General features: G+C 71.7%; 26 protein-coding genes. 19 read left to right on the top strand and 7 right to left on the bottom strand.

Annotated elements, in window-relative coordinates:
• The first annotated feature begins 69 nt into the window (after positions 1–69).
• The 4 genes from ACYVLJ_RS00505 to ACYVLJ_RS00490 are packed head-to-tail and all read left to right on the top strand — an operon-like array spanning position 70 to position 2,805.
• Positions 70–1,029: a GlxA family transcriptional regulator gene (locus ACYVLJ_RS00505; protein ID WP_460437386.1), complete on the top strand. Its 960-nt coding sequence runs from the start codon at positions 70–72 to the stop codon at positions 1,027–1,029.
• Complete coding sequence (locus ACYVLJ_RS00500; RefSeq protein WP_451967724.1) at positions 1,026–1,799, top strand: enoyl-CoA hydratase-related protein; 774 nt, start codon at positions 1,026–1,028, stop codon at positions 1,797–1,799. The genes ACYVLJ_RS00505 and ACYVLJ_RS00500 overlap by 4 nt, the downstream gene beginning before the upstream one ends.
• A 44-nt stretch (positions 1,800–1,843) precedes the next feature.
• Complete coding sequence (locus tag ACYVLJ_RS00495) at positions 1,844–2,344, top strand: TetR/AcrR family transcriptional regulator (RefSeq protein ID WP_451967723.1); 501 nt, start codon at positions 1,844–1,846, stop codon at positions 2,342–2,344.
• Positions 2,341–2,805 (top strand): DUF2867 domain-containing protein, encoded by a 465-nt coding sequence (locus ACYVLJ_RS00490; RefSeq protein ID WP_451967721.1) that lies wholly within the window; start codon positions 2,341–2,343, stop codon positions 2,803–2,805. Before ACYVLJ_RS00495 ends, ACYVLJ_RS00490 begins: the two co-directional genes overlap by 4 nt.
• Here ACYVLJ_RS00490 and ACYVLJ_RS00485 read toward each other — a convergent pair.
• Positions 2,777–3,322, bottom strand: coding sequence for an NUDIX domain-containing protein (locus ACYVLJ_RS00485; protein ID WP_451967720.1), 546 nt, complete (start codon positions 3,320–3,322; stop codon positions 2,777–2,779). The two genes, ACYVLJ_RS00490 and ACYVLJ_RS00485, sit on opposite strands and share 29 nt — an antisense overlap.
• Positions 3,323–3,359: 37 nt before the next feature.
• Between ACYVLJ_RS00485 and nucS the strand changes: the two genes are divergently transcribed.
• Together nucS and ACYVLJ_RS00475 are read left to right on the top strand one after the other, a co-directional pair.
• Positions 3,360–4,019 (top strand): endonuclease NucS, encoded by a 660-nt coding sequence (nucS, locus tag ACYVLJ_RS00480; RefSeq protein ID WP_014467679.1) that lies wholly within the window; start codon positions 3,360–3,362, stop codon positions 4,017–4,019.
• 1 nt (position 4,020) lies between these two features.
• The gene (locus ACYVLJ_RS00475) at positions 4,021–4,227 is read left to right on the top strand and encodes a DUF1653 domain-containing protein (protein ID WP_460437385.1); all 207 of its coding nucleotides are present in this window, start codon (positions 4,021–4,023) and stop codon (positions 4,225–4,227) included.
• Here ACYVLJ_RS00475 and ACYVLJ_RS00470 read toward each other — a convergent pair.
• The gene (locus ACYVLJ_RS00470; RefSeq protein WP_460437384.1) at positions 4,217–4,552 is read right to left on the bottom strand and encodes a hypothetical protein; all 336 of its coding nucleotides are present in this window, start codon (positions 4,550–4,552) and stop codon (positions 4,217–4,219) included. The genes ACYVLJ_RS00475 and ACYVLJ_RS00470 overlap by 11 nt on opposite strands.
• 369 nt (positions 4,553–4,921) lie before the next feature.
• On the opposite strand from ACYVLJ_RS00470, the gene ACYVLJ_RS00465 reads away from it, so the two are divergent.
• From ACYVLJ_RS00465 to ACYVLJ_RS00430, 8 genes are all read left to right on the top strand, one after another.
• A complete protein-coding gene (locus tag ACYVLJ_RS00465) occupies positions 4,922–5,698 on the top strand; it encodes a hypothetical protein (RefSeq protein WP_451967716.1) in 777 nt (258 codons plus the stop codon).
• Between the two features lie 196 nt (positions 5,699–5,894).
• Complete coding sequence (locus ACYVLJ_RS00460) at positions 5,895–7,592, top strand: sodium:solute symporter family protein (RefSeq protein WP_451967715.1); 1,698 nt, start codon at positions 5,895–5,897, stop codon at positions 7,590–7,592.
• Between the two features lie 10 nt (positions 7,593–7,602).
• Positions 7,603–7,893 (top strand): hypothetical protein, encoded by a 291-nt coding sequence (locus ACYVLJ_RS00455; RefSeq protein ID WP_451967713.1) that lies wholly within the window; start codon positions 7,603–7,605, stop codon positions 7,891–7,893.
• Positions 7,894–7,940: 47 nt separating this feature from the next.
• Positions 7,941–8,945 carry a DUF3558 domain-containing protein gene (locus ACYVLJ_RS00450; RefSeq protein WP_460437383.1) on the top strand — a complete coding sequence of 335 codons (1,005 nt, stop codon included), beginning with the start codon at positions 7,941–7,943 and terminating at the stop codon, positions 8,943–8,945.
• Positions 8,946–9,012: 67 nt separating this feature from the next.
• A complete protein-coding gene (gene dhaK, locus ACYVLJ_RS00445) occupies positions 9,013–10,014 on the top strand; it encodes a dihydroxyacetone kinase subunit DhaK (protein WP_460437382.1) in 1,002 nt (333 codons plus the stop codon).
• Entirely contained in the window at positions 10,014–10,643 is a 630-nt protein-coding gene (gene dhaL / locus ACYVLJ_RS00440) for a dihydroxyacetone kinase family protein (protein ID WP_460437381.1), read from the top strand. Before dhaK ends, dhaL begins: the two co-directional genes overlap by 1 nt.
• The gene (dhaM, locus tag ACYVLJ_RS00435; RefSeq protein ID WP_451967708.1) at positions 10,640–11,311 is read left to right on the top strand and encodes a dihydroxyacetone kinase phosphoryl donor subunit DhaM; all 672 of its coding nucleotides are present in this window, start codon (positions 10,640–10,642) and stop codon (positions 11,309–11,311) included. The genes dhaL and dhaM overlap by 4 nt, the downstream gene beginning before the upstream one ends.
• Before the next feature lie 120 nt (positions 11,312–11,431).
• On the top strand, positions 11,432–13,195 hold the full coding sequence (locus ACYVLJ_RS00430; protein WP_460437380.1) for a 3-hydroxyacyl-CoA dehydrogenase family protein: 1,764 nt from the start codon (positions 11,432–11,434) through the stop codon (positions 13,193–13,195).
• Here the strand turns inward: ACYVLJ_RS00430 and tsaA are convergent, their stop codons facing one another.
• The 3 genes from tsaA to ACYVLJ_RS00415 are packed head-to-tail and all read right to left on the bottom strand — an operon-like array spanning position 13,196 to position 14,864.
• The gene (tsaA, locus tag ACYVLJ_RS00425) at positions 13,196–13,606 is read right to left on the bottom strand and encodes a tRNA (N6-threonylcarbamoyladenosine(37)-N6)-methyltransferase TrmO (RefSeq protein WP_451967705.1); all 411 of its coding nucleotides are present in this window, start codon (positions 13,604–13,606) and stop codon (positions 13,196–13,198) included.
• Positions 13,603–14,028 (bottom strand): nucleoside deaminase, encoded by a 426-nt coding sequence (locus ACYVLJ_RS00420; RefSeq protein ID WP_451967704.1) that lies wholly within the window; start codon positions 14,026–14,028, stop codon positions 13,603–13,605. Before ACYVLJ_RS00420 ends, tsaA begins: the two co-directional genes overlap by 4 nt.
• Positions 14,025–14,864 (bottom strand): LLM class oxidoreductase, encoded by an 840-nt coding sequence (locus ACYVLJ_RS00415; protein ID WP_460437379.1) that lies wholly within the window; start codon positions 14,862–14,864, stop codon positions 14,025–14,027. Before ACYVLJ_RS00415 ends, ACYVLJ_RS00420 begins: the two co-directional genes overlap by 4 nt.
• A gap of 93 nt (positions 14,865–14,957) precedes the next feature.
• Here ACYVLJ_RS00415 and ACYVLJ_RS00410 point away from each other — a divergent pair, with 93 nt between their 5' ends.
• Together ACYVLJ_RS00410 and ACYVLJ_RS00405 are read left to right on the top strand one after the other, a co-directional pair.
• Positions 14,958–15,422, top strand: coding sequence for an Lrp/AsnC family transcriptional regulator (locus ACYVLJ_RS00410; RefSeq protein ID WP_451967700.1), 465 nt, complete (start codon positions 14,958–14,960; stop codon positions 15,420–15,422).
• Complete coding sequence (locus tag ACYVLJ_RS00405) at positions 15,406–15,930, top strand: P-loop NTPase family protein (protein ID WP_460437378.1); 525 nt, start codon at positions 15,406–15,408, stop codon at positions 15,928–15,930. Before ACYVLJ_RS00410 ends, ACYVLJ_RS00405 begins: the two co-directional genes overlap by 17 nt.
• Before the next feature lie 41 nt (positions 15,931–15,971).
• On the opposite strand, the gene ACYVLJ_RS00400 is transcribed toward ACYVLJ_RS00405, so the two are convergent.
• Positions 15,972–16,445, bottom strand: coding sequence for an Lrp/AsnC family transcriptional regulator (locus ACYVLJ_RS00400; RefSeq protein ID WP_451967698.1), 474 nt, complete (start codon positions 16,443–16,445; stop codon positions 15,972–15,974).
• 59 nt (positions 16,446–16,504) lie between these two features.
• Here ACYVLJ_RS00400 and ACYVLJ_RS00395 point away from each other — a divergent pair, with 59 nt between their 5' ends.
• Positions 16,505–17,623 (top strand): trans-sulfuration enzyme family protein, encoded by a 1,119-nt coding sequence (locus ACYVLJ_RS00395; RefSeq protein ID WP_460437377.1) that lies wholly within the window; start codon positions 16,505–16,507, stop codon positions 17,621–17,623.
• On the opposite strand, the gene ACYVLJ_RS00390 is transcribed toward ACYVLJ_RS00395, so the two are convergent.
• Positions 17,620–17,832 carry an FmdB family zinc ribbon protein gene (locus tag ACYVLJ_RS00390; protein ID WP_451967696.1) on the bottom strand — a complete coding sequence of 71 codons (213 nt, stop codon included), beginning with the start codon at positions 17,830–17,832 and terminating at the stop codon, positions 17,620–17,622. The two genes, ACYVLJ_RS00395 and ACYVLJ_RS00390, sit on opposite strands and share 4 nt — an antisense overlap.
• A gap of 45 nt (positions 17,833–17,877) precedes the next feature.
• On the opposite strand from ACYVLJ_RS00390, the gene ACYVLJ_RS00385 reads away from it, so the two are divergent.
• Both ACYVLJ_RS00385 and ACYVLJ_RS00380 read left to right on the top strand, forming a co-directional pair.
• Entirely contained in the window at positions 17,878–19,002 is a 1,125-nt protein-coding gene (locus ACYVLJ_RS00385) for an alkaline phosphatase family protein (RefSeq protein WP_460437376.1), read from the top strand.
• Between the two features lie 68 nt (positions 19,003–19,070).
• On the top strand, positions 19,071–20,171 hold the full coding sequence (locus tag ACYVLJ_RS00380) for an NAD/NADP octopine/nopaline dehydrogenase family protein (protein ID WP_460437375.1): 1,101 nt from the start codon (positions 19,071–19,073) through the stop codon (positions 20,169–20,171).
• Positions 20,172–20,204: the final 33 nt, after the last annotated feature.

Raw genomic sequence — 20,204 nt, 5'->3', positions numbered from 1 at the left:
CGTCGAGTTTCGTGGCCGCCGGCCGTGCAGGGGAGTGGCAGAAGACGCGCGATGCGGTACTTTCCTGCCATGCGCACCATCGGCGTTCTCCTGCTCCCCGGCACCCGGATGTTCGACCTCGCGGTGATCGGCGAGGTCTGGGGCCAGGACCGGACCGACAGCGGGATCGGCCCGTTCGCCGTGCGTCTGTGCAGTTCAGGGCGGGTGCGAACGGCGGTCTCGCCGTTCGGCGACGTCGCGGCCACGCACGGCCTCGCCGGGCTCGACGGCTGTGACCTCGTGCTGGCGCCCGGGCGTGACGACCCGCTCGCCACGGTGCCTTCGGCGGCGGTGGCCGCACTGCGGCGGGCGCACCGGGACGGGCGGACCGTCGCCGGGCTGTGCTCCGGCGCGTTCACGCTGGCCGCCGCGGGCCTGCTCGACGGCCGTCCGGCGACCACGCACTGGCGCGATCTGGACGCGCTGGCCCGCGTCGCGCCGCGGGCGGACCTCCGCCGCGACGTGCTCTACACCGACGACGGCGGCGTCCTGACGTCCGCGGGCGTCGTCGGCGGCCTCGATCTGTGCCTGTACCTGGTCCGCCGCGACCACGGCGCGGACGTCGCCGCCACGCTCGCGCGCCGCTTGGTCATGCCCCCGGCGCGGGAAGGCGGGCAGCGCCAGTACGTCGACAGCCCGGTGCCGTCCGCCGCGCAGCCCGGCCTGTCGTCCACAATGGACTGGGCGTTGGCGCGCCTGGGGTCCGGGATCGGCGTCGAAGACCTCGTGGGGCACGCGCGGATGAGCGAACGGACGTTCCACCGCGAGTTCGCCGCGGCCACCGGCGTCACGCCGGGGCGCTGGCTGCGCGTCCAGCGCGTCCGCCTCGCTCAGCGGCTCCTGGAGACGACGTCGTTGCCGGTCGACCGCGTCGCGGAACGGTCCGGGCTGGGCACGGCGGCGAACCTGCGCCGCCGGATGCACGCCGAAGTCGGCGTCGGGCCCGACAGCTATCGGCGCACGTTCCGAAGAGTTACGGTCGAAGCATGACCGAGTACGAGCACATCCTGGTCAAGCGGGACGGCGACACCGTCACGATCACGATGAACCGCGCGGCGCGGCGCAACTCGTTGTCCGCCGGCCACCTGGCCGAGCTGCTGGCCGCGTTCCACGAGGCGGGGTCGTCCGACGCGACGGGCATCGTGCTGGCCGGCGCCGGACCGGTGTTCTCCGCCGGGCACGACTTCGGCGACGTCGCCGCGCGCGACCTGATGGGCGTGCGCGAGCTGCTCACGCTGTGCACGGACCTGATGAAGACCATGCAGTCGGTGCCCCAGGTCGTCATCGCGCGGGTGCACGGGCTGGCCACGGCGGCGGGCTGCCAGCTGGTGGCGTCGTGCGACCTCGCGATCGCCGCCGAGTCGGCGGGCTTCGCGCTGCCGGGCGGCAAGGGCGGCTGGTTCTGCCACACGCCCGCGGTGCCGGTGGCGCGCTCGATCGGCCGCAAGCGCCTGATGGAGCTGGCGCTGACCGGCGACGTCATCGACGCGCCGACCGCCCTGGACTGGGGCCTGGTCAACCGCGTCGTCCCCGACGACCGGCTCGACGACGCCGTCGCGGAGCTGCTCGCCCGGGCCACACGCGGCAGCCGGGCCAGCAAGACGATGGGCAAGGTGACGCTGTACGCCCAGCTCGACCGGCCCGAGGCCGACGCGTACGCGATCGCTTTGGAGGTCATGGCTTCGGCGTCGCAGCTGCCCGGCGCACGCGAAGGCATGGCGGCGTTCCTGGAGAAGCGCAAACCCTCCTGGCCCGACTGAGCGCCACCCAGTCGCCGTACCATACGGTATGGTATGGTCGAGCCGTGGCGAGCAAGCGGGACTGGCTGGACGCGGGGTTGGCGCTGCTGGCGGAGCAGGGCGCGCCCGCGGTGACGATCGAGCGGCTGACCGAACGGCTCGGCCTGTCGAAGGGCTCCTTCTACCACCACTTCAAGGGCACGGGCGGCTTCCGCACCGCGCTGCTGGAGCACTTCGAAGCCGAACGCACCACGCGGTTCGTCGAGGAGGCCGAAGCCGCCGAGGGCGATCGGCTGGGTGCGTTGCTGAAGCTCGTCCTCGCGCCGGGACCCGGGCCGGAGCTGGAGATCGCCGTCCGGGCGTGGGCCCTGCAGGACGCCGAGGCGAGGGCGGTCCAGGAGCGCGTCGACCGGACCCGCGTGGCCTACCTGACCGAGATCAGCGGCGACGCCGACCTCGCGCAGGCGCTTTACCTGGTCGTCGTCGGCGCGGGCCAGGTCGTGCCGCCGCTGCCCGGCCGGCAGCTCAAGAACGCGCTGGAACTCGTACTGGGGAGACGGAAATGACCGAGCCCTTCGCCGACGGCGCCGACTACGTCGAATTCAAGGAGATCGAGAGCGAGAACAGCCTGCGCGAGTTCGTCGCGGGCGTGTTCGGCTGGTCGCCGGCGTGGCTGAAAGCCCTCTTCGGGGTCCGGTACGTGCTCGCGAAGGCCCTGCGGCTGGAAACGGCCGCGGTCCCGCGCACCGGCCGCCTGCGGCCCGAAGACGTCAGTTTCACGCCCGGCGACCAGGTCGCGGTCTTCACCGTGCGGGCGGGGGATCCCGAGCGCTACCTGGTCGGCGGCATCGACGACAGCCACCTGACCGGGTACCTGACCTTCGAAGCGGTGCCCCGCGGGTTCCGGGTCGGCACGATCGTGCACTTCCACAACCGCGTCGGGCCGGCCTACTTCGCGCTGATCAAACCCTTCCACCACCTGGTGATCCGCGGGATGCTCAAGGCCGGTGCCGCTCGGCCAGCATGAGGTGCGCCCACGCGGAGATCGTCTGCGCGTCGGTGATTTCGCCGGCGAGGATCATCTTCTCGACGTCCGAGCGCGAGAACCACGCGCTGCGCATGTCCTGCTCTTCGTGCTCGCGTTCCGGCTCGCCCTCGGTGAGGTCGGTGGCGAGGAACACCCAGCCGCGCTGGCTGCTCATGCCGGGCGCGACGTCGAGCTTGCCGAGCAGGACCATCGAACCGGCGCGCAGCCCGGTTTCCTCGCGCAGCTCGCGCGCGGCGAGTTCCTCGGGCGGCAGGTCGGCCAGGTCCGGCGCGGTGCCCTGCGGGAACTCCCAGCGCCGCTCGCCCAGCGGGTAGCGGAACTGCTCGACCAGCCGGAACCGTTCCCCGTCCTGCGCGATGACGAGCGCGTAGTCGGGCTTGTCGATCACGCCGTAGATGCCGGGAGAGCCGTCGGGACGGCGGATGTCGTCCTCCCGCACGGTCATCCAGTTGTTCCGGTACACCTCGCGGGACGCGACACGCTGAATGGGGTCCACGCGCCCAGTATCACCGACCCTGTCCTACCCTCCTCGGGTGCGTCTCGTGATCGCGCGGTGCCAGGTCGACTACGCCGGCCGGCTGACCGCCCACCTACCGATGGCCACCCGGCTGCTGCTCGTGAAGTCCGACGGCTCGGTGTCGGTGCACTCCGACGACCGCGCGTACAAGCCGCTGAACTGGATGAGCCCGCCGTGCTGGCTGATCGAGGACGGCAAGCTCTGGATCGTCGAGAACAAGCAGGGCGAGAAGCTGGTGATCTCCATCGAGGAGGTCTTCCACGACTACTCCCAGGCCCTCGGCGCGGAGCCGGGCCTGCAGAAGGACGGCGTCGAGGCGCACCTGCAGGAGCTGCTGGCCGAGCACATCAAGACCCTCGGCGACGGCTACACGCTGGTCCGCCGCGAGTTCCCGACGGCGATCGGCCCGGTGGACATCATGGCCCGCGACGCCGACGGCAAGTCGGTGGCGGTGGAGATCAAGCGCCGCGGCGAAATCGACGGCGTCGAGCAGCTGACGCGGTACCTGGAGCTGCTCAACCGCGACCCGCTGCTGGCGCCGGTCCAGGGCGTGTTCGCCGCGCAGATCATCAAGCCGCAGGCCCGCACGCTGGCCGAGGACCGCGGCATCCGGTGCCTGACCCTGGACTACGACGAGCTGCGTGGCATCGAGTCCGACGAGTTCCGGCTGTTCTGACGTGGAACCCGGCCGGTACGTCCACTACAAGGGCGGCGAGTACGAGGTGCTCGGCGTGGCCCGCCACAGCGAAACCGAAGAGCGTTTGGTGGTTTACCGCGCGCTTTACGGCGAGCAGGGGCTGTGGGTGCGGCCCGAGGTGATGTTCCGCGAGACCGTCAAGACGGCGGCGGGCCCGATGCCGCGGTTCCGGCGCGTCACGGACTGAAGACCTCCCGGTTCGCGCGCACGAACTCCTCGAACGTCGTCGCCGGACGGCCGGTGAGGTCGCCGACCACCGACGTCACCCGCTCCGCGCCGCCATGCCGGTACGCGCGGGCGACGTGGCCTCCGGTCGTCAGGACCCGTGCCGCGACGCGGGCGATGTCGCCGTCGAGCGTGGCCGGGAGCCCCGTGGGGTAGGCGAGGTCCAGGAGTGCCGCACGGGCCCGGGCGGGGTCGCGGTACGCGGGGCGCACGGGTGCGCCGAGTGCGCGCAGTTCGGCGAGCGGGGCGGAACCGACGTTGCCGCTCGCGCCGGTCACCAGGATCATCCGGCCACCACCGACAGAAACCGGCCGTCTCGCGGGCGGACCGAGACCGAATCGATGCCGAATTCCGGTATCTCATTCACGGTCGATTACTCCGCAAGGAAATCGTTCACCCGATACCCGTCATGGAAGTGATCGGCTCCTTTCTGACCTGCCTTTATGCGCTGTTCGGGTGAGTTCGGGATCTTATTGCGCGAACTCGTGGGACAATCTTTTTCGAGGGGTTCCGCCGGTGCGTCCGGCGTGGCCGGAGGGTGGCGCGCTCGGCCGTCTTTCTTCGTCGTGCCAACGTTTCAGTCCGCCTTCGAGCTCGGTGTGCGCACGTGGTCCGGCCGGTGCGCGCGCGTTTTCGCCTGCACGGAGGAGGAAGTCATGCGTTATCGCCCACTCGGTTCCGATCCGGCCGACCCGCGCCTGGGGCGGTTCATTCCGGACGACTGGCGGCACGTCGAAAGGTATCCGCTGAGCGCGCTCGCCGAAGAGGCCCGGCCCACCCGGGTGCCGGTCGTCATCGGCGTCAACTGGTACTCCGCGTTCGACACCCCGGAGCAGGACAAGACCTCCGGGGAGTTCTTCATCGCGAAGGCCGGCGTCGCGCAGCTCGGCCGGATCCGCGGCGGGCACTGCGTCTGCCTCGAACCGGGCGGGACGCCGGACACCGACGCCTACTACGCGTTCTACGACCAGGGGCGCGAAGGTGCCTGCGTCGGCTTCGGCTGGTCGCGCTGCATGTCGCTCTTCAACGGCAGCGAGTACACCGCCCTCTGGCTCTGGGACGCGGCCAAGAAGCGCGACGAGTGGCCCGAGACCAACCCCGGCGACGACAACGGCACGTCGGTCCGCGCCGCGGCCGAGGTGCTCAAGGAAGCCGGGCACGTGCTATGGGACGACGCGTACAAGAACGACGACTGGCAGACGCGCGACAAGCTCGTGCCCGACATCAAGCAGGGCATCAAGGCGTTCCGCTGGGCGAAGTCCGTCGAAGACGTGCACGCCGTGCTGGCCAACCCGCGTGCCGACGCGCTCGGCGCCGTGCCCCTGCTCAACTCGTGGGGCCCGGGCTACCCGCACCGCACCTACCTGCCCGACGCCGTGCTCGCCAAGCTGATCGAAGAAGACGGCGAGATCGCCGTGCCGACCGATCGGTGATCACCGGCCGCTCCCGCGGCGCGTGACGAAGGCGCGTTTCCCCAGCTCAAGGCCGGGGAGGCGCGCCTTTCGGCCATTTTGGACCGGTCAGCGTGCCGACCCTGAATCCATGCAGTACTGTCCGGATCCGACAGGACAGTGGTGATTCCTGTGGGTTGTTGTCCAGTTTGAAAAGATACGGCGGGAGGTGGGTCGGGTGCTCGTCCTAGCCGATGCGAACCTGCGACTCGACGCGAGCGCGATCGACTACATCGAGTTGGCGTTCTACTTCGTCCTGGTGCTCGGCATCGGGTACCTGGCACGGCGGCAGGTGTCGAGCAGTCTCGACTTCTTCCTTTCGGGCCGCTCGCTGCCCGCCTGGGTCACCGGCCTGGCGTTCATCTCGGCGAACCTCGGCGCGGTCGAGGTCATGGGCATGTCGGCCAACGGCGCCCAGTACGGCCTGCCGACCGTGCACTACTTCTGGATCGGCGCCATCCCGGCGATGCTGTTCCTCGGCATCGTGATGATGCCGTTCTACTACGGCTCGAAGGTCCGCAGCGTCCCGGAGTTCATGCGCCGCCGCTTCGGCAAACCCGCCCACCTGCTCAACGGCATCAGCTTCGCCGCCGCCCAGATCCTGATCGCGGGCGCGAACCTGTTCCTGCTGGCCAGCGTCGTGAACCTGCTGCTGGGCTGGCCGATCTGGGTGTCGATCATCGTCGCCGCCGTGATCGTCCTCTCCTACACCGCGCTCGGCGGCCTGTCCGCCGCGATCTACAACGAGGTGCTGCAGTTCTTCGTGATCGTCATCGCCCTGGTGCCGCTCACGATCATCGGCCTGGTGAAGGTCGGCGGCTGGGAAGGCCTCGTCGACAAGGTCACCAACAGCCCCGGCGGCACCGCGCAGCTGCACTCCTGGCCGGGCGACAACCTCACCGGCTTCGGCAACAACATCCTGTCGATCCTGGGCATCGTCTTCGGCCTCGGGTTCGTCCTCTCCTTCGGTTACTGGACGACCAACTTCGTCGAGGTCCAGCGCGCGATGGCGTCGAAGAGCATGTCGGCCGCGCGCCGGACGCCGATCATCGGCGCGTTCCCGAAGATGCTGGTCCCGTTCATCGTGATCATCCCCGGCATGATCGCCGCGGTCAGCGTGTCCGAGTACGTGAAGGACAAGCAGATCCTGCTGGACGGCGGCAAGGCACCCAGCGGCGTCACGTTCAACAACGCGCTCCTGCTGCTGATGCGCGACCTGCTGCCGAACGGCATGCTCGGCATCGCGATCGCCGGCCTGCTCGCCTCCTTCATGGCCGGCATGGCGGCGAACCTCAGCTCGTTCAACACCGTCTTCACCTACGACATCTGGCAGACCTACGTCCAGAAGGACAAGCCGGACGGCTACTACCTGCGTCTCGGCCGCCTGGTGACGTCGGTCGGCACGATCCTCGCGATCGGCACCGCGTTCATCGCGTCGAACTCCGGCAACATCCTGAACTACCTGCAGGACCTGTTCTCGTTCTTCAACGCGCCGCTGTTCGCGACGTTCATCCTGGGCATGTTCTGGAAGCGGATGACGCCGCACGCCGGCTGGAGCGGCCTGCTGCTGGGCACCGCGTCCGCCATCACGGTCTGGGGGCTGTCCCAGGCCGGGGTGATCGGGCTGAGCGGACAGGGCACGAGCTTCGTCGCCGCGGGCACCGCGTTCGTCGTCGACATCGTGGTGAGCGTCGTGGTGTCGCTCGCGACCAAGCCGAAGCCGGACTCCGAGCTCGTCGGGCTGGTCTACTCGCTCACCCCGCGCGACTCCCTCAAGCACGACGACACCGGCGAGAACGCGGGCTGGTACCGCAAGCCGGGTCTGCTCGCGGGCATCGTGCTCATCCTGACCATCGCCCTCAACGCCATCTTCTAGGGAGGCCGGTATGGCTACCGAGTCCGGCGCGCGGCCGCACAAGGCGGGCGCCTTCGACATCCGGCTGATCATCGCCCTGCTGATCGGCGTCTACGGGATCATCCTCACGGTCATGGGCATCGGCTTCACCTCCGACCAGGAGATCGCGAAGGCGGCCGGCGTCAACATCAACCTGTGGGCCGGCATCGGCATGCTGGTGGTCGCCGCGCTGTTCTTCGTCTGGGCCAAGGTGCGGCCGCTGGTCGTCCCGGCGCAGACCGGGACCGAGGGCGACGACACACCCGCGAACCCGGCCGAATAGCCGGGTTGTCCGGACAGGGGCACGCGGTTGCCGCTACCGTGCACCGCGTGCTCCTTGATGTTCGACGCCGTCGTCTGCCGACGCTGTTCCTGCTGGTCACCGCCCTCGCGCTGCCGCTGACCGCGTGCGGGCAGGACCTCGGCAAGGCCAACTTCGCGCGGACGACGGTGCCCGCGGCGGCCGGCACCGGCCAGCCCGGCGACGGCCCGATCACCGACGCCGCGGTGGCGGTCAACGCGCTGCGCGCGGTCAAGCCGTGCCAGTTCCTCACCAAGGACGCGCTCGGCGCGCTCGGGCTCGGCACCGTCGAGGAGGACCCGTCGCCGTCGTCGATCGCCTTCGAGACCTGCACCAACAAGGTGAAGGACCCGGGCGGCAAGGAGATGCGGCTCGAGTTCGAGATCGGCAGCACGCTGCTGCCGAACGCGGACAAGACGACCGGGCAGTCCGGCGGGCTGCCGGTGCGGGTCGGCAAGACCGACGACAGCAACTGCACGGTCGCGGCGATGACGTCGCTGAACCCGGACATGGCGCTGATGGTGACGGTGACCTACGACGGCGACCCGTGCCGGCCGGGGCAGACGCTGGTGGACGCCATCGTGCAGAAGATGCACAACTCGCCGGAGAAGTACCCGACGCCGGCGGGCACCCTGGTGGCCGCGGACTCGTGCACGGTGGCCGACACCGCGGCCGTCACCCCGGTCGTGCCGGCCGCGAAGTCCGCGCCGATCGGTCTGCACAGCTGCGAGTGGCAGAGCAACGGCACGGACCCGACCGTGCGGGTCGCGTTCCGGCCGGGCCTGCCGCCGATCGTCGGGGACGGCAGTTCCAAGGTGGACCTCGGCGGCGGCGTCACCGGCTTCCAGAAGAAGGGGACCACGACCACGTCGCGGTGCACCGTCGAGTGGCAGCACCGGCCGTGGCAGGGCGACGACGTCGAGCTGGCCCAAGTGGACTACCAGAACTACGCCGCCCAAGCGGACACCGACGACCCCTGCGGCAAGGCGGTCACGGTCGCGAAGAACGTGGTCACGAAGCTTCCGAAAGCCTGACCTGGCGGTCGGCCGCGCGGGGCGGTAGGAAGGGGACACCCCACCCGCCGATGTGCCGGAGGCTGCCGTGAAGAAGATCATCAACGATCCGGCGAACGTGGTCGCGGAGTCGCTGCGGGGGCTCGCCGCCGCGCACGCGGACATCCTTCGCGTCCAATCCGATCCGGACGTCGTGGTCCGGGTGGACGCGCCGGTCGCGGGGAAGGTCGCCGTCGTCTCCGGGGGCGGGTCCGGGCACGAGCCGCTGCACGGCGGGTTCGTCGGGCCGGGCATGCTCGCCGCCGCGGTGCCGGGCGCGGTGTTCACCTCGCCGACGCCGGACGCCGTGCAGGCCGCGGTCACCGCGACGACCGGCGACGCGGGCGCCCTCCTCATCGTGAAGAACTACACCGGCGACGTGCTGAACTTCGAGACGGCCGCCGAACTGGCCGCCGCCGAGGGCCTCGACGTGCGCAGCGTCGTGATCGACGACGACGTCGCGGTCAAGGACTCGACCTACACCGCGGGCCGCCGCGGGGTCGGCGGCACGGTGCTGCTGGAAAAGCTCACCGGCGCCGCCGCCGAGCGCGGCGACTCGCTCGACGCCGTGACCGCGCTGGCGCAGAAGGTGATCGGCCAGGTGCGCTCGATCGGTGTCGCGCTGACCGCGCCGACCGTGCCGCACGCCGGCACCCCGAGCTTCGACCTCGGCGAGGGCGAGATCGAGTTCGGCATCGGCATCCACGGCGAGCCCGGCCGCGAGCGGATCCCGCTCGAACCGGCCGACGCGCTGGTGGCGCGGCTCGTCGAGGCGGTCGTCTCCGACCTGCCGTTCGAGTCCGGTGACCGCGTGCTGCTGTTCACTAACTCGATGGGCGGCACCCCGCTGGTCGAGCTCTACCTGGCCCACGGCATCGCCGAGCGCCTGCTCGCCGAGCGTGGGATCGTGGTCGAACGCCGGCTGGTCGGCCCGTACATCACCAGCCTCGAGATGCAGGGGATGAGTCTGACGTTGCTCAAGCTGGACGACGAGCTGACCGAGCTCTGGGACGCGCCCGTCAACACCGCGGCCCTGCGGTGGGGGATCTGATGACCTGCAAGGCCGACGGGGTCGCGGCCGCCGTGCGCGCCGCGGCGGCCGTGATGGCCGAACACCGCGTCGAGCTGATCGAGCTCGACCGCGCGATCGGCGACGGCGACCACGGCGAGAACATGAACCGCGGGTTCGCCGCCGTCGTCGCGGGGCTCGACGCCGGCGCGCCCGAGACGCCGGGCGCGGTGCTGAAGCTCGTCGCGACGACGTTGATCTCCAAGGTCGGCGGGGCCGCGGGACCGTTGTACGGCACGGCTTTCCTGCGTGCCTCGGCGAAGCTCGGCGCCGCCGGCGAACTCGACGTCGCGGGCCTGCTCGACGCGCTGCGCGCCGGTCTCGAAGGCGTCCAAGCCCGGGGCAAGGCCGTCGGTGGTGACGCGACCATGGTCGACGCGCTGATCCCGGCCGTGTCGGCCGCGGAGAAGGCGGCCGAGGACGGCGGGGACGTCGCCGCGGTGCTGACCGCGGCGGCCGACGCGGCCGACCGCGGTGCGGAGTCCACAGTGGACCTGGTGCCGCGCAAGGGCCGCGCGTCCTACCTCGGCGAGCGCGCGGTGGGGCACATGGACCCCGGTGCGCGCTCGTCGGCGCTGCTGCTGCGCGCCTTCGCGGAGGCCGCCCGGTGAGCGTCGGGATCGTGCTCGTCTCGCACAGCGCGAAACTCGCGGAAGGCCTGGCCGAGCTGGCCGCCCAGATGGCTCCGGACGTCACCATCGTGGCGGCCGGCGGCCTCTCCGACGGCTCGATCGGCACAGACTACGACGAGGTCGTCGCCGCCACCCAGCGCGCGGACTCCGGGTCCGGGGTGGTGCTGCTGTACGACCTCGGCAGCGCGCAGATGACGGCGGAGCTCGCCGTCGAATCGCTGGCCGACCCGTCGGCCGCCGTCGTCGCGGACGGCCCGCTGGTCGAAGGCGCGATCGCGGCGGCGGTCGCGGCCCAGGCGGGCCAGGACCGCAAGGCGGTGGCGGAGGCCGCCGCGGCGGCCGGGCTGCCCGAGGACCTCGCACCCGCGGAGGCGACCTCCGGGGGTGACGAGATCGAGCTGGTGCTGCACAACGAGGTCGGGCTGCACGCGCGGCCGGCCGCCGTGCTGGTGCGCGCGCTGAGCGCGTTCGACGCCGAGGTCACCATCCGGCTCGGCGACCAGGAGGCGGACGCGCACAGCGTGCTGGCCCTGATGTCGCTCGGCGCCCGGCAGGGTGACCGGATCCGGGTGCGGGCGCGCGGCCCGCAGGCTTCGGCCGCGCTGGACAAGGCGAAAGAGCTGGTGGACAGCAATTTCGGCGAGTGAGCCGACGGTCGCCGACCGGGTGACTTGCGCGGTTCTGACTCGATTCCGTCTGGGCTTCCGGCGGTTCCGTGTGGCAGAGTCGGGGCCAATTACCAGCGAGTAACATCTCTGGAGGCCTCGATGGCGCGGGACATCTCGACGGTCGGAGTGGTCGGCCTGGGCACGATGGGGGCCGGGATCGCCGAAGTGCTCGCGCGCAGCGGGCTCGACGTCGTCACGGTCGAGCTCGACGAAGCGGGCGTCGCCCGGGGCCGCGGGCACCTGGAGCACTCCACCGAGCGGGCGCTCTCCGGCGGCAAGCTCGACGCCGCCGGCCGGGAAGCGCTGCTGGGCCGGATCCGGTACGGCACCTCGCTCTCCGATCTGTCCGAAGTGGACTTCGTGGTCGAGGCGATCCCGGAGAGCCTGGGGCTGAAGGCGGACGTCTTCGCCGAGCTGGACAAGATCACCCGGCCCGAGGTCGTGTTCGCGTCCAACACGTCGTCGCTGTCGATCACCGAGATCGGCGTGCACACGACGCGGCCGGGCAAGGTCGTCGGCATGCACTTCTTCAACCCGGCGCCGGTGCAGAAGCTCGTCGAGATCGTGAAGACGGTGGTGACCGAGCCGGAGGTGGTCACCGAGGTCGTCGCGTTCGCCGAGCGGCTGGGCAAGGTGCCGGTGGTGATCGGCGACCGCGCCGGGTTCATCGCGAACGCCCTGCTGTTCGGCTACCTCAACCACGCGGTCCGGATGTACGAGCAGCGCTACGCCACGCGCGAGGACCTCGACGCCGCGATGCGCTACGGCTGCGGCTACCCGATGGGCCCGCTCGCGTTGCTCGACCTGATCGGGCTCGACACCGCGTACGAAATCCTCGACACGATGTACCACCAGTCCCGCAACCGGCTGCACGCGCCGGCGCCGCTGCTCAAGCAGATGATCACGGCGGGCCTGCTGGGCCGCAAGACCGGCCGCGGCTTCTACACCTACGACGCGCCGGACTCACCCCGCGTGGTCGACGCCGTCGAGTCCACTGTGGACATCGTGGAGCCGCGCCCGGTCGCCCGCGTCGGCGTGATCGGCACCGGGACGATGGCCACGGGCATCGCGGAGGTCTTCGCGAAGCGCGGCCTCGACGTCGTGGTGCGGGCTCGGAGCATGGAAAAGGCCCAGGCGTCGGTGGCGCGCGTCAAGAAGTCGCTCGACAAGGCCGTGGTCAAGGGCAAACTGTCCGAAGAGGACGCTTCGGCCGCGCTGGCCCGCATCACCCCGGTGACCGACTTCGAGGCGCTGGCCGACGTCGACCTGGTCGTCGAGGCGGTGGCCGAGGAGCTGTCGGTGAAGCAGGCCGTGTTCGCGGCCCTGGACGAGGTCGTCCGCCCGGGCGCGGTCCTGGCGACGACGACGTCGTCCCTGCCAGTGATCGAATGCGCGGCGGCGACGTCCCGCCCGTCCGACGTGATCGGCCTCCACTTCTTCAACCCGGCCCCGGTGATGAAGCTGGTCGAGGTCGTCTCGACGATCGCGACCGCCCCGGACGTGGTGGCCACCGCGAGCGCGGTCTGCGCCGCAGTCGGCAAGCACGCGGTCCACTGTGGCGACCGCGCGGGCTTCATCGTCAACGCCCTGCTGTTCCCGTACCTCAACGACGCGGTGAAGATGCTGGAAGCCCACTACGCGGAAGCGGACGACATCGACACGGCCATGAAGGTGGGCTGTGGCCTGCCGATGGGCCCGTTCGCGCTGCTGGACGTCGTCGGGCTGGACGTTTCCCTGGCGATCCAGCGGACGTTGTACAACGAGTTCCGGGAAGAGGGCTTCGCGCCCGCGCCGCTGCTCGAGCACCTGGTGACGGCCGGGCGGCTCGGGCGGAAGACCGGGAAGGGCTTCAAGGACTACTGATCAGCGCTCGGTCACCTCGCCGAGGACCGGCTTGACGTCCAGGACCGGGGTGCCGTCGATCGCCTCCAGCCCGGTCACCGTCAGCGTGCCGTTCGCGGCTTCGGTCACCGTCACCGTGTGGAGGCCGATCGGGTTCGGGCGGTCGGGGGAGCGCGTCGAGAACACCCCGGTGCTCGGCCGCTCCGGGTCGCCGCGCGGGTGCACCGCACGGACGTCGCGGTCGGCCTCGTGCAGCCACGTCAGCAGCACCAGGCGGTCGCCCGGGCGGACGTCGGCCGCCGCCCGGTGGAACTCCGGCGCGAACACCACGCGGGCCGGCGGCGCGCCCTCGTCACCCTGCTTCGGGGCCGCCGCGCGGTCCGTCAGGGGCGACTCGACGCGCGCCACCGGGCGCACCTCGTAGCTCGTCACGTGTAGTAGCCCTCGACCGGCACGCGGGCCTCGTCGAACAGCGCCGGGCCTTCCGTTTCGTAGCCCCAGGTGACCGGCGGGCGCAGCGTGAGGAACTGCTCCGTCGACAGCGCGAAGACGACGCGGCCGAGCCCGGACCGCTCGATCGCGCCGGTGCACATCCCGCACGGCTGCGTGCTGGTGAACATCGTCGTCTTCGCCGCGGTTCCCGGGTCCAGGTTCCGTGCCGCCCAGCGGGCGAGCTTCAGCTCCGGGTGCGCGGTGATGTCGTTGTCGGTCAGCGAGGTGTTGCGGTCCTCCACCAGGACGGTGCCGTCGGCGTCGGCCAGCAGGGAGCCGAACGGTGGGTTGCCGTGGTCCTCGCGTGCCTCCCTGGCGAGCTCGATCGCGCGCCGCAACAGGGCTTCTTCGGTGTCCTTCACCGGTTCTCCTTCCAGGCCGCGGCCACCGCCGCGAGATCCCGCCACGCGACCTCCGGGTGGAGGGTTTCGGCGGGGTCCGAATCGAACGGGTCGAGCACGACGGTGTCCGCGCCCAGGTCCCGCAACCGCGCCAGGTCGTCGAGGACCTGGCCGAGGGTGCCTTCCCCGGCCCGCCGGTCCGGCCCGGTCACCGGGGTTTCGGTGACCCGCAAGAGGATCCGCGGCGCGAAGGCCGGCACGGGCCGGTCGCCGGCCAGGGTTTTCAGCCGCGCCAAGCCGTCCCGGAACCCGCGCATGGTCATCCGCAGCGGGTGCCAGGCGTCGCCGAGCTCCACCGCGCGGCGCAGCCCGGCGTCGCTGTGCCCGCCGAGCCAGAGCGGGATCGGGCCGGCGCGGTAGTCGTCGTGGTCGGCCCAGGCCGCGCGGATCGCGCGGAGGTATTCGCCGGTGAGCTTCCCGCGCTGCTCGAACGGCACGCCGAGGGCGGCGAACTCCTGCTTCGCCCAGCCGATGCCGGCGCCGAGCACCAGCCGGCCGCCGCTGAGCGCGTCGAGGTTCGCCGCCATCCGCGCGACCAGCAGCGGGTGCCGGTACGGCACCACCAGCACCGTGGTGCCCAGCCGCACCCGGCTCGTGACGCCGGCCAGCCAGGACAGCGTCGTGAACGGCTCGTAGAACGGCGCCGGGTACTGGCCGGCGACGTCGGGCGTGACCGCCACGTGGTCGGACACCATCAGCAGGTCGAAGCCGAGGCCCTCCACGGTCCGCGCCCAGTCGCGCAGGACGCCGGGGTCCGTGCCGGGGCCGAAGTTGGGGACGTTCACGCCGATCTTCACCGGGAAAGGCTATCGAGGTCAAAGCCGTGATCGGAAGGGAATGATCACGGCGTTCGGGCGCTGGAGCCGTGGATCTCGCGGTATATTCGCCGAATGACCGAGAGCCTCGACCCGACGGACTGGGCCATCCTCGTCGAGCTCCAGCAGGACGCCCGGCTGCCGCTCACCGAGCTGGGCCGCCGCGTGAACCTCAGCGCGTCCGCGGCCACCGAACGGCTCCGGCGGCTCGAGGCCACGGGCGTGATCACCGGCTACCGCGCGGACGTCGACCTCGGCAAGGTCGGCTACCCGGTGCTCGCCGTCGTCCGGCTCAAGTACCCCGGCAGCCGGCACGAGGCGCTGCACAAGCTGCTGGGCGAGCGCCTCGAGGTCCTGGAATGCCTGCGCACCACCGGCGACGACTGCTACACGCTCAAGGTCGCCGCCGCGTCGATGGCGCACCTCGAGCGCACCATGGACGAGCTGGCCCAGTTCGGCAGCACGACCACCAACGTCGTCTACAGCCAGACCCTGCCCTACCGCGGACCGCGGGAGCCCGCCCGTGACCTCGACGCCTGACCGCATCGTCGTCTACGGCGTGACGGGCTCGGGCAAGTCGACGCTCGCCGCCCGCATCGCCCGGCACACCGGCCTGCCGTACGTCTCGGCCGACGACCTCACCTGGCTGCCGGGCTGGGTCCAGGTGCCCGACGAGGAGCAGCGCCGCCGCATCGCCGAGGTCTGCGCGGGGGATCGCTGGGTCCTCGACGCCGCGTACACCCGGTGGCGGGACGTCGTCCTGCCCCGCGCGCAGCTGATCGTGGGCCTCGACTACCCGCGCTGGCTTTCGCTGGGCCGCCTGGTCCGCCGGACGGCCGTGCGCTCGCTGACGCGTGAGCGCATCTGCAACGGCAACGTGGAGTCGTTCCGCCAGATGTTCTCCGCGGACTCGATCATCCGCTGGCACTTCACGTCGTTCGCACGGAAGCGGGCGACGATCCGGGCCTGGGCCGCCGAACCGCCGGGGCCTGCCGTCGTCCGGTTGACCTCCGTGCGCGAGACCCACCGCTGGCTCGCGACGCTGTGACATCAGGCTGGGAGATCAGGCCGGGAGATCAGGCCGGGAGATCAGGCCGGCGGGAGCAGTGGACCGCCGCTCCAGTGCTGGAAGACGAGGTTCGTGTGCACGCGGGCGACTTCGTCCCGCGCGGTGAGCTCGTCGAGGACCAGCCGCTGCAGCTCGCCGGCCGAGCTGGTCGCGACGTGCGCGAGGAAGTCGTCCGGCCCGGTCAGGTGGTAGACCGCGCGCACTTCCGGCAGGGACAGCAGGTGCTCGACGAACGGGTCGACCAGTGGCCGCCGGTGCGGGCGGACCTGGACGAACAGGAACGCCTCCAGTGGCCGCCCCAGCTTCGCCGCGTCGACGGACGCGTGCTGCCCGGTGATCACGCCCGTGTCCCGCAGCCGGGCGACGCGGTCCAGGCACGTCGAAGGCGCCAGGCCGACCGCGGCGGCCAGGTCCTTGTTCGTGATCCGGGCATCGTTCTGCAGCAGGCGCAGAATCTCGAGATCGACCGGACTCAGTTCGACGGAATCGGGCATCGCCGAATGATATCCGAGACTGTTGCCCCCGATCCGGCGAAAGCTCGACGATGCCGGGTATGACTTCCTCGCTGCGCACCCGCGCCGTCCACGCCGGCCGTGACGACCTCACGGACCTCGGCGTGCACGCCGCGCCGCTCGACCTGTCGACGACCTACCCCTCTCGCGACAGCGCCGCCGAAGCCGCCCGGATCGACGACTTCGCCGCCGGCGGCGAGCTCGACGGCCCGCCGATCTACGGCCGGGTGGGCAACCCGACCGTCGAGCGGTTCGAACGGGCGCTCGCCGAGCTCGAAGGGTTCGAGCACGGCGTCGCGTTCGCCAGTGGCATGGCCGCCGTCTCGGCGTGCCTGCTTTCCGCGGTGGCGCAAGGGAAACGGCACGTCGTCGCGGTCCGCCCGCTCTACGGGTGCAGCGACCACCTGCTCGAGTCGGGGCTGCTCGGCACCGAGGTCACCTGGGCCGCGCCGGACGCCGCCGCCGCCGCCCTGCGGCCCGACACCGGGCTGGTGTTCGTCGAGACGCCGGCCAACCCGACCCTCGCCGAGGTCGACGTCGCCGAGCTGGCCCGGGCGTGCGGTGACGTGCCCCTGGCCGTGGACAACACGTTCGCGACGCCGGTGCTCCAGCGCCCGGGCCGCCACGGCGCGCGGATCGTGCTGCACAGCGCGACGAAGTTCCTCGGCGGCCACGGCGACGTCATGGGCGGGATCGTCGCCTGTGACGCCGAGGAAGCCGCCCGGCTGCGCCAGATCCGCTTCGCCACCGGCGGCGTCCTGCACCCGCTCGCCGGATACCTGTTGCTGCGCGGGCTTTCCACGCTGCCGCTGCGTGTCAACGCCGCGTCGGCGACCGCCTCGACGCTGGCTTCACGGCTCGCGGACCACCCGTCGGTGACGGCCGTCCACTACCCGCGCCTCGGCGGGCCGCTGGTGGCCTTCGAGGTCGACGGCGACCCGCACGCCCTGATCGGCGCGGTCCGGCTGATCACGCCGGCCGTCAGCCTCGGCAGCGTCGACACGCTGATCCAGCACCCGGGGTCGATCAGCCACCGGATCGTCGACGCCGGCGACCGCCACGACGCGGGCGTGTCCGACCAGCTGATCCGGCTCTCCGCCGGGCTCGAGGACGTCGAGGACCTTTGGGCCGACCTCGAGCAGGCGCTGAAGGCCCTTTAGCCGCAACAGCCGCCGCCACAGCAGCCACCGCCGCCACCGGCCGGGACCGCGGGTCCGCTCGCGGCCCCGGTCAAGGCGACCGTGGTGAGCAGCTTGACGGTGTCGCGGTGGCCCTCCGGGCAGGCCGCCGGCGCACTGGATTCGCTCATCGGGCGCAGGAGTTCGAACGTCTCGGTGCACTCGCGGCAGCGGTAGGCGTAGGTCGGCATGCCGCGATTATCGCCGGACGGCCGGGTGGATGGGAAGCTGGGCGCGTGCTGCCGCCTTCACTCGCCGATGTCCCGCACCTCGGCCAGGTCGTCCCCTCCCTCCTCGCCGCGCTGGGCGTGCCGGGGTGCGCGAACACGCTGACGCTGCCGGAAGCGCGCAGTGCCGGCGTGCTGCTCGTCGACGGGCTCGGCTGGGAGCTCCTCGCCGAGCACGCCGCGGACGCGCCGGTGCTGACCGAGCTGGCCCGCGAGTCGCTGCGCGTGGGTTTCCCGGCCACGACGGCCGCCGGCGTGGCGGCGATCGGGACCGGGCTCGCGTCCGGGGAGCACGGCATGGTCGGCTACACGTTCGAAATGCCCGGCACGGGCGTGCTCAACGCGTTGCGCTGGTGCAGCCATGAAGACGGCAGCGACCTGCGAGGCGCCCTCCCGCCCCGCGAGGTCCAGCCGCTGCAGACGACGTTCGAGCGCGCCGCCGCGGCGGGCATCGACGCCGCGGTGGTGTCTTCCGCCAAGTTCCGCGACACGGCCCTGACCCTGGCCACCCAGGGCGGCGCGCGCTACGCCGGGGTGCACGCGCTCGGCGACCTCGCCGCGCGGACGTTGTCGGTGCTCGAAGGCCGGGCGTTCTGCTACGCCTACCACAGCGAACTCGACCTGCTCGGGCACGTCTACGGCCCCGGTTCGGCCGCGTGGCGGATGCAGCTGCGGCAGGTCGACCGGCTCGTCGAGTCCCTTGTGGACGGTCTGCCAGCCGGCGCGCTGCTCGCGGTGGTGGCCGACCACGGGATGGTCACCGTCGAGGACAAGCTGGACCTCGAAGACGTCCCCGAGCTGCTCTCGGGGGTCCGCACGTTCGGCGGTGAGGTGCGGGCCCGGCACGTGTACACCGAGCCGGGCGCGGCCGCGGACGTCCTGGCGGCCTGGCGTTCGGTGCTCGGCGAGCGCGCGTGGGTGCGCTCGCGCGAGGAGGCCGTCGCCGAGGGGTGGTTCGGGCCCACCGTCAGCGACCGGGTGCGGCCGCGCATCGGCGACGTCGTCGCCGCGGCCCGGGGGCGGTTCGGGATGGTGCGCGGGCTCGCCGAGGCCGTCGAGACGTCCCTGGTCGGGCAGCACGGCTCGCTCACGACCGCCGAACAGCTCGTGCCGCTGGCGCTCGCCCAGGGGTGACCGCGGGAACTTTCCCGGCCGGAGCACCGACCTGTCCACTGCGTACCCGAGTGACGGGAGTGGGCGGAATGAGTGGGCTGGACGGGATCGGCGTCGTCGGGGCCGGGGGTGAGGGCCGGGCCGTCTCGGCGTACCTCGCCTCGCGGGGGTTGCCCGTGCACCTCTGCACGCGGGATCTCGGGGCCGTGGCGGAGATCGCGCGTCGCCGGGAGATCGTCGCGCACGGGGTGCTCGACGGACGCTTCCCGCTGCGGGAGGTGACCGCGGATCCGGCGTCGCTGGCCGGGCGGGCCGTGGTGCTGGTGGCCACCGTGACCACCGCTTACCCGGAGGTCGCCGTCCGGCTCGCGCCGCACCTGCGCCCGGGCCAGGTGGTGGTGCTGTTCTCCGGAAAGCTGTGCGGGAGCGTCGAATTCGCGCACGCGCTCGCCGCCGCCGGGGCCCCGGCGGTCGACGTCGTCGAGACCGACGCGCTGTTCGCCGCGCGGCCGTCCGGGACCGGTGGCGTGACCGTGCTCGGCACCAAGGGCTGGAACCTGATCTCCGGCAGCGACCCGGCCGCCGTCGGACGGCACGCCGGGCTGCTGCGCGAGTGGTTCCCGATGCTGGAGGTCGCGGGCAACCCGGTCGAGCGCGGCCTGCACGACTTCGGCGCGGTCGCGCACGTGCCGATCGCGCTGGCCAACCTCGGCACCATCGACCGCGCCGAGGAGTTGCTCTTCTACGTCGAAGGCGTCTCCCACCGCACGGTCGCGTTGCTGGAGCGCACCGAAGCCGAGTTCGCCGCCGTCGCGCGGGCGTACGACGCCCGGTTGCTGCCCATGACCGAGGTCCTCGACCGCTACTACGGCTGCCCGGCCACGACGCTGCTCGACGCGTTGCGGACCGTGGAGCCGTACCGAAACATCGCCGCGCCGACCAGCCTCGACCACCGGTTCCTGACCGAGGACATCCGCTCGACGCTCGTACCGCTGCAGGCCCTCGCGCGGGGTGCCGGGGTCGCCACGCCGATGGTCGACGCCGCGATCACGATCATGTCCGTGCTCGGGGGCGAGGACTTCCGCCGGACCGGCCGGACGCTGGCCCGCCTCGGCTGGGAAGGGCTCGGCCATGACGGGATCCTGCGCCGGCTGCGGGCGGGCGACCGGGTGGCGGGCCGCGCGGCCTGAGTCTCGATGGGCATCACGCGTGCTGGGACGGGC

This window comes from Amycolatopsis stemonae (assembly GCF_054781455.1).
This window is presented reverse-complemented; position numbering and strand designations above follow the sequence as displayed.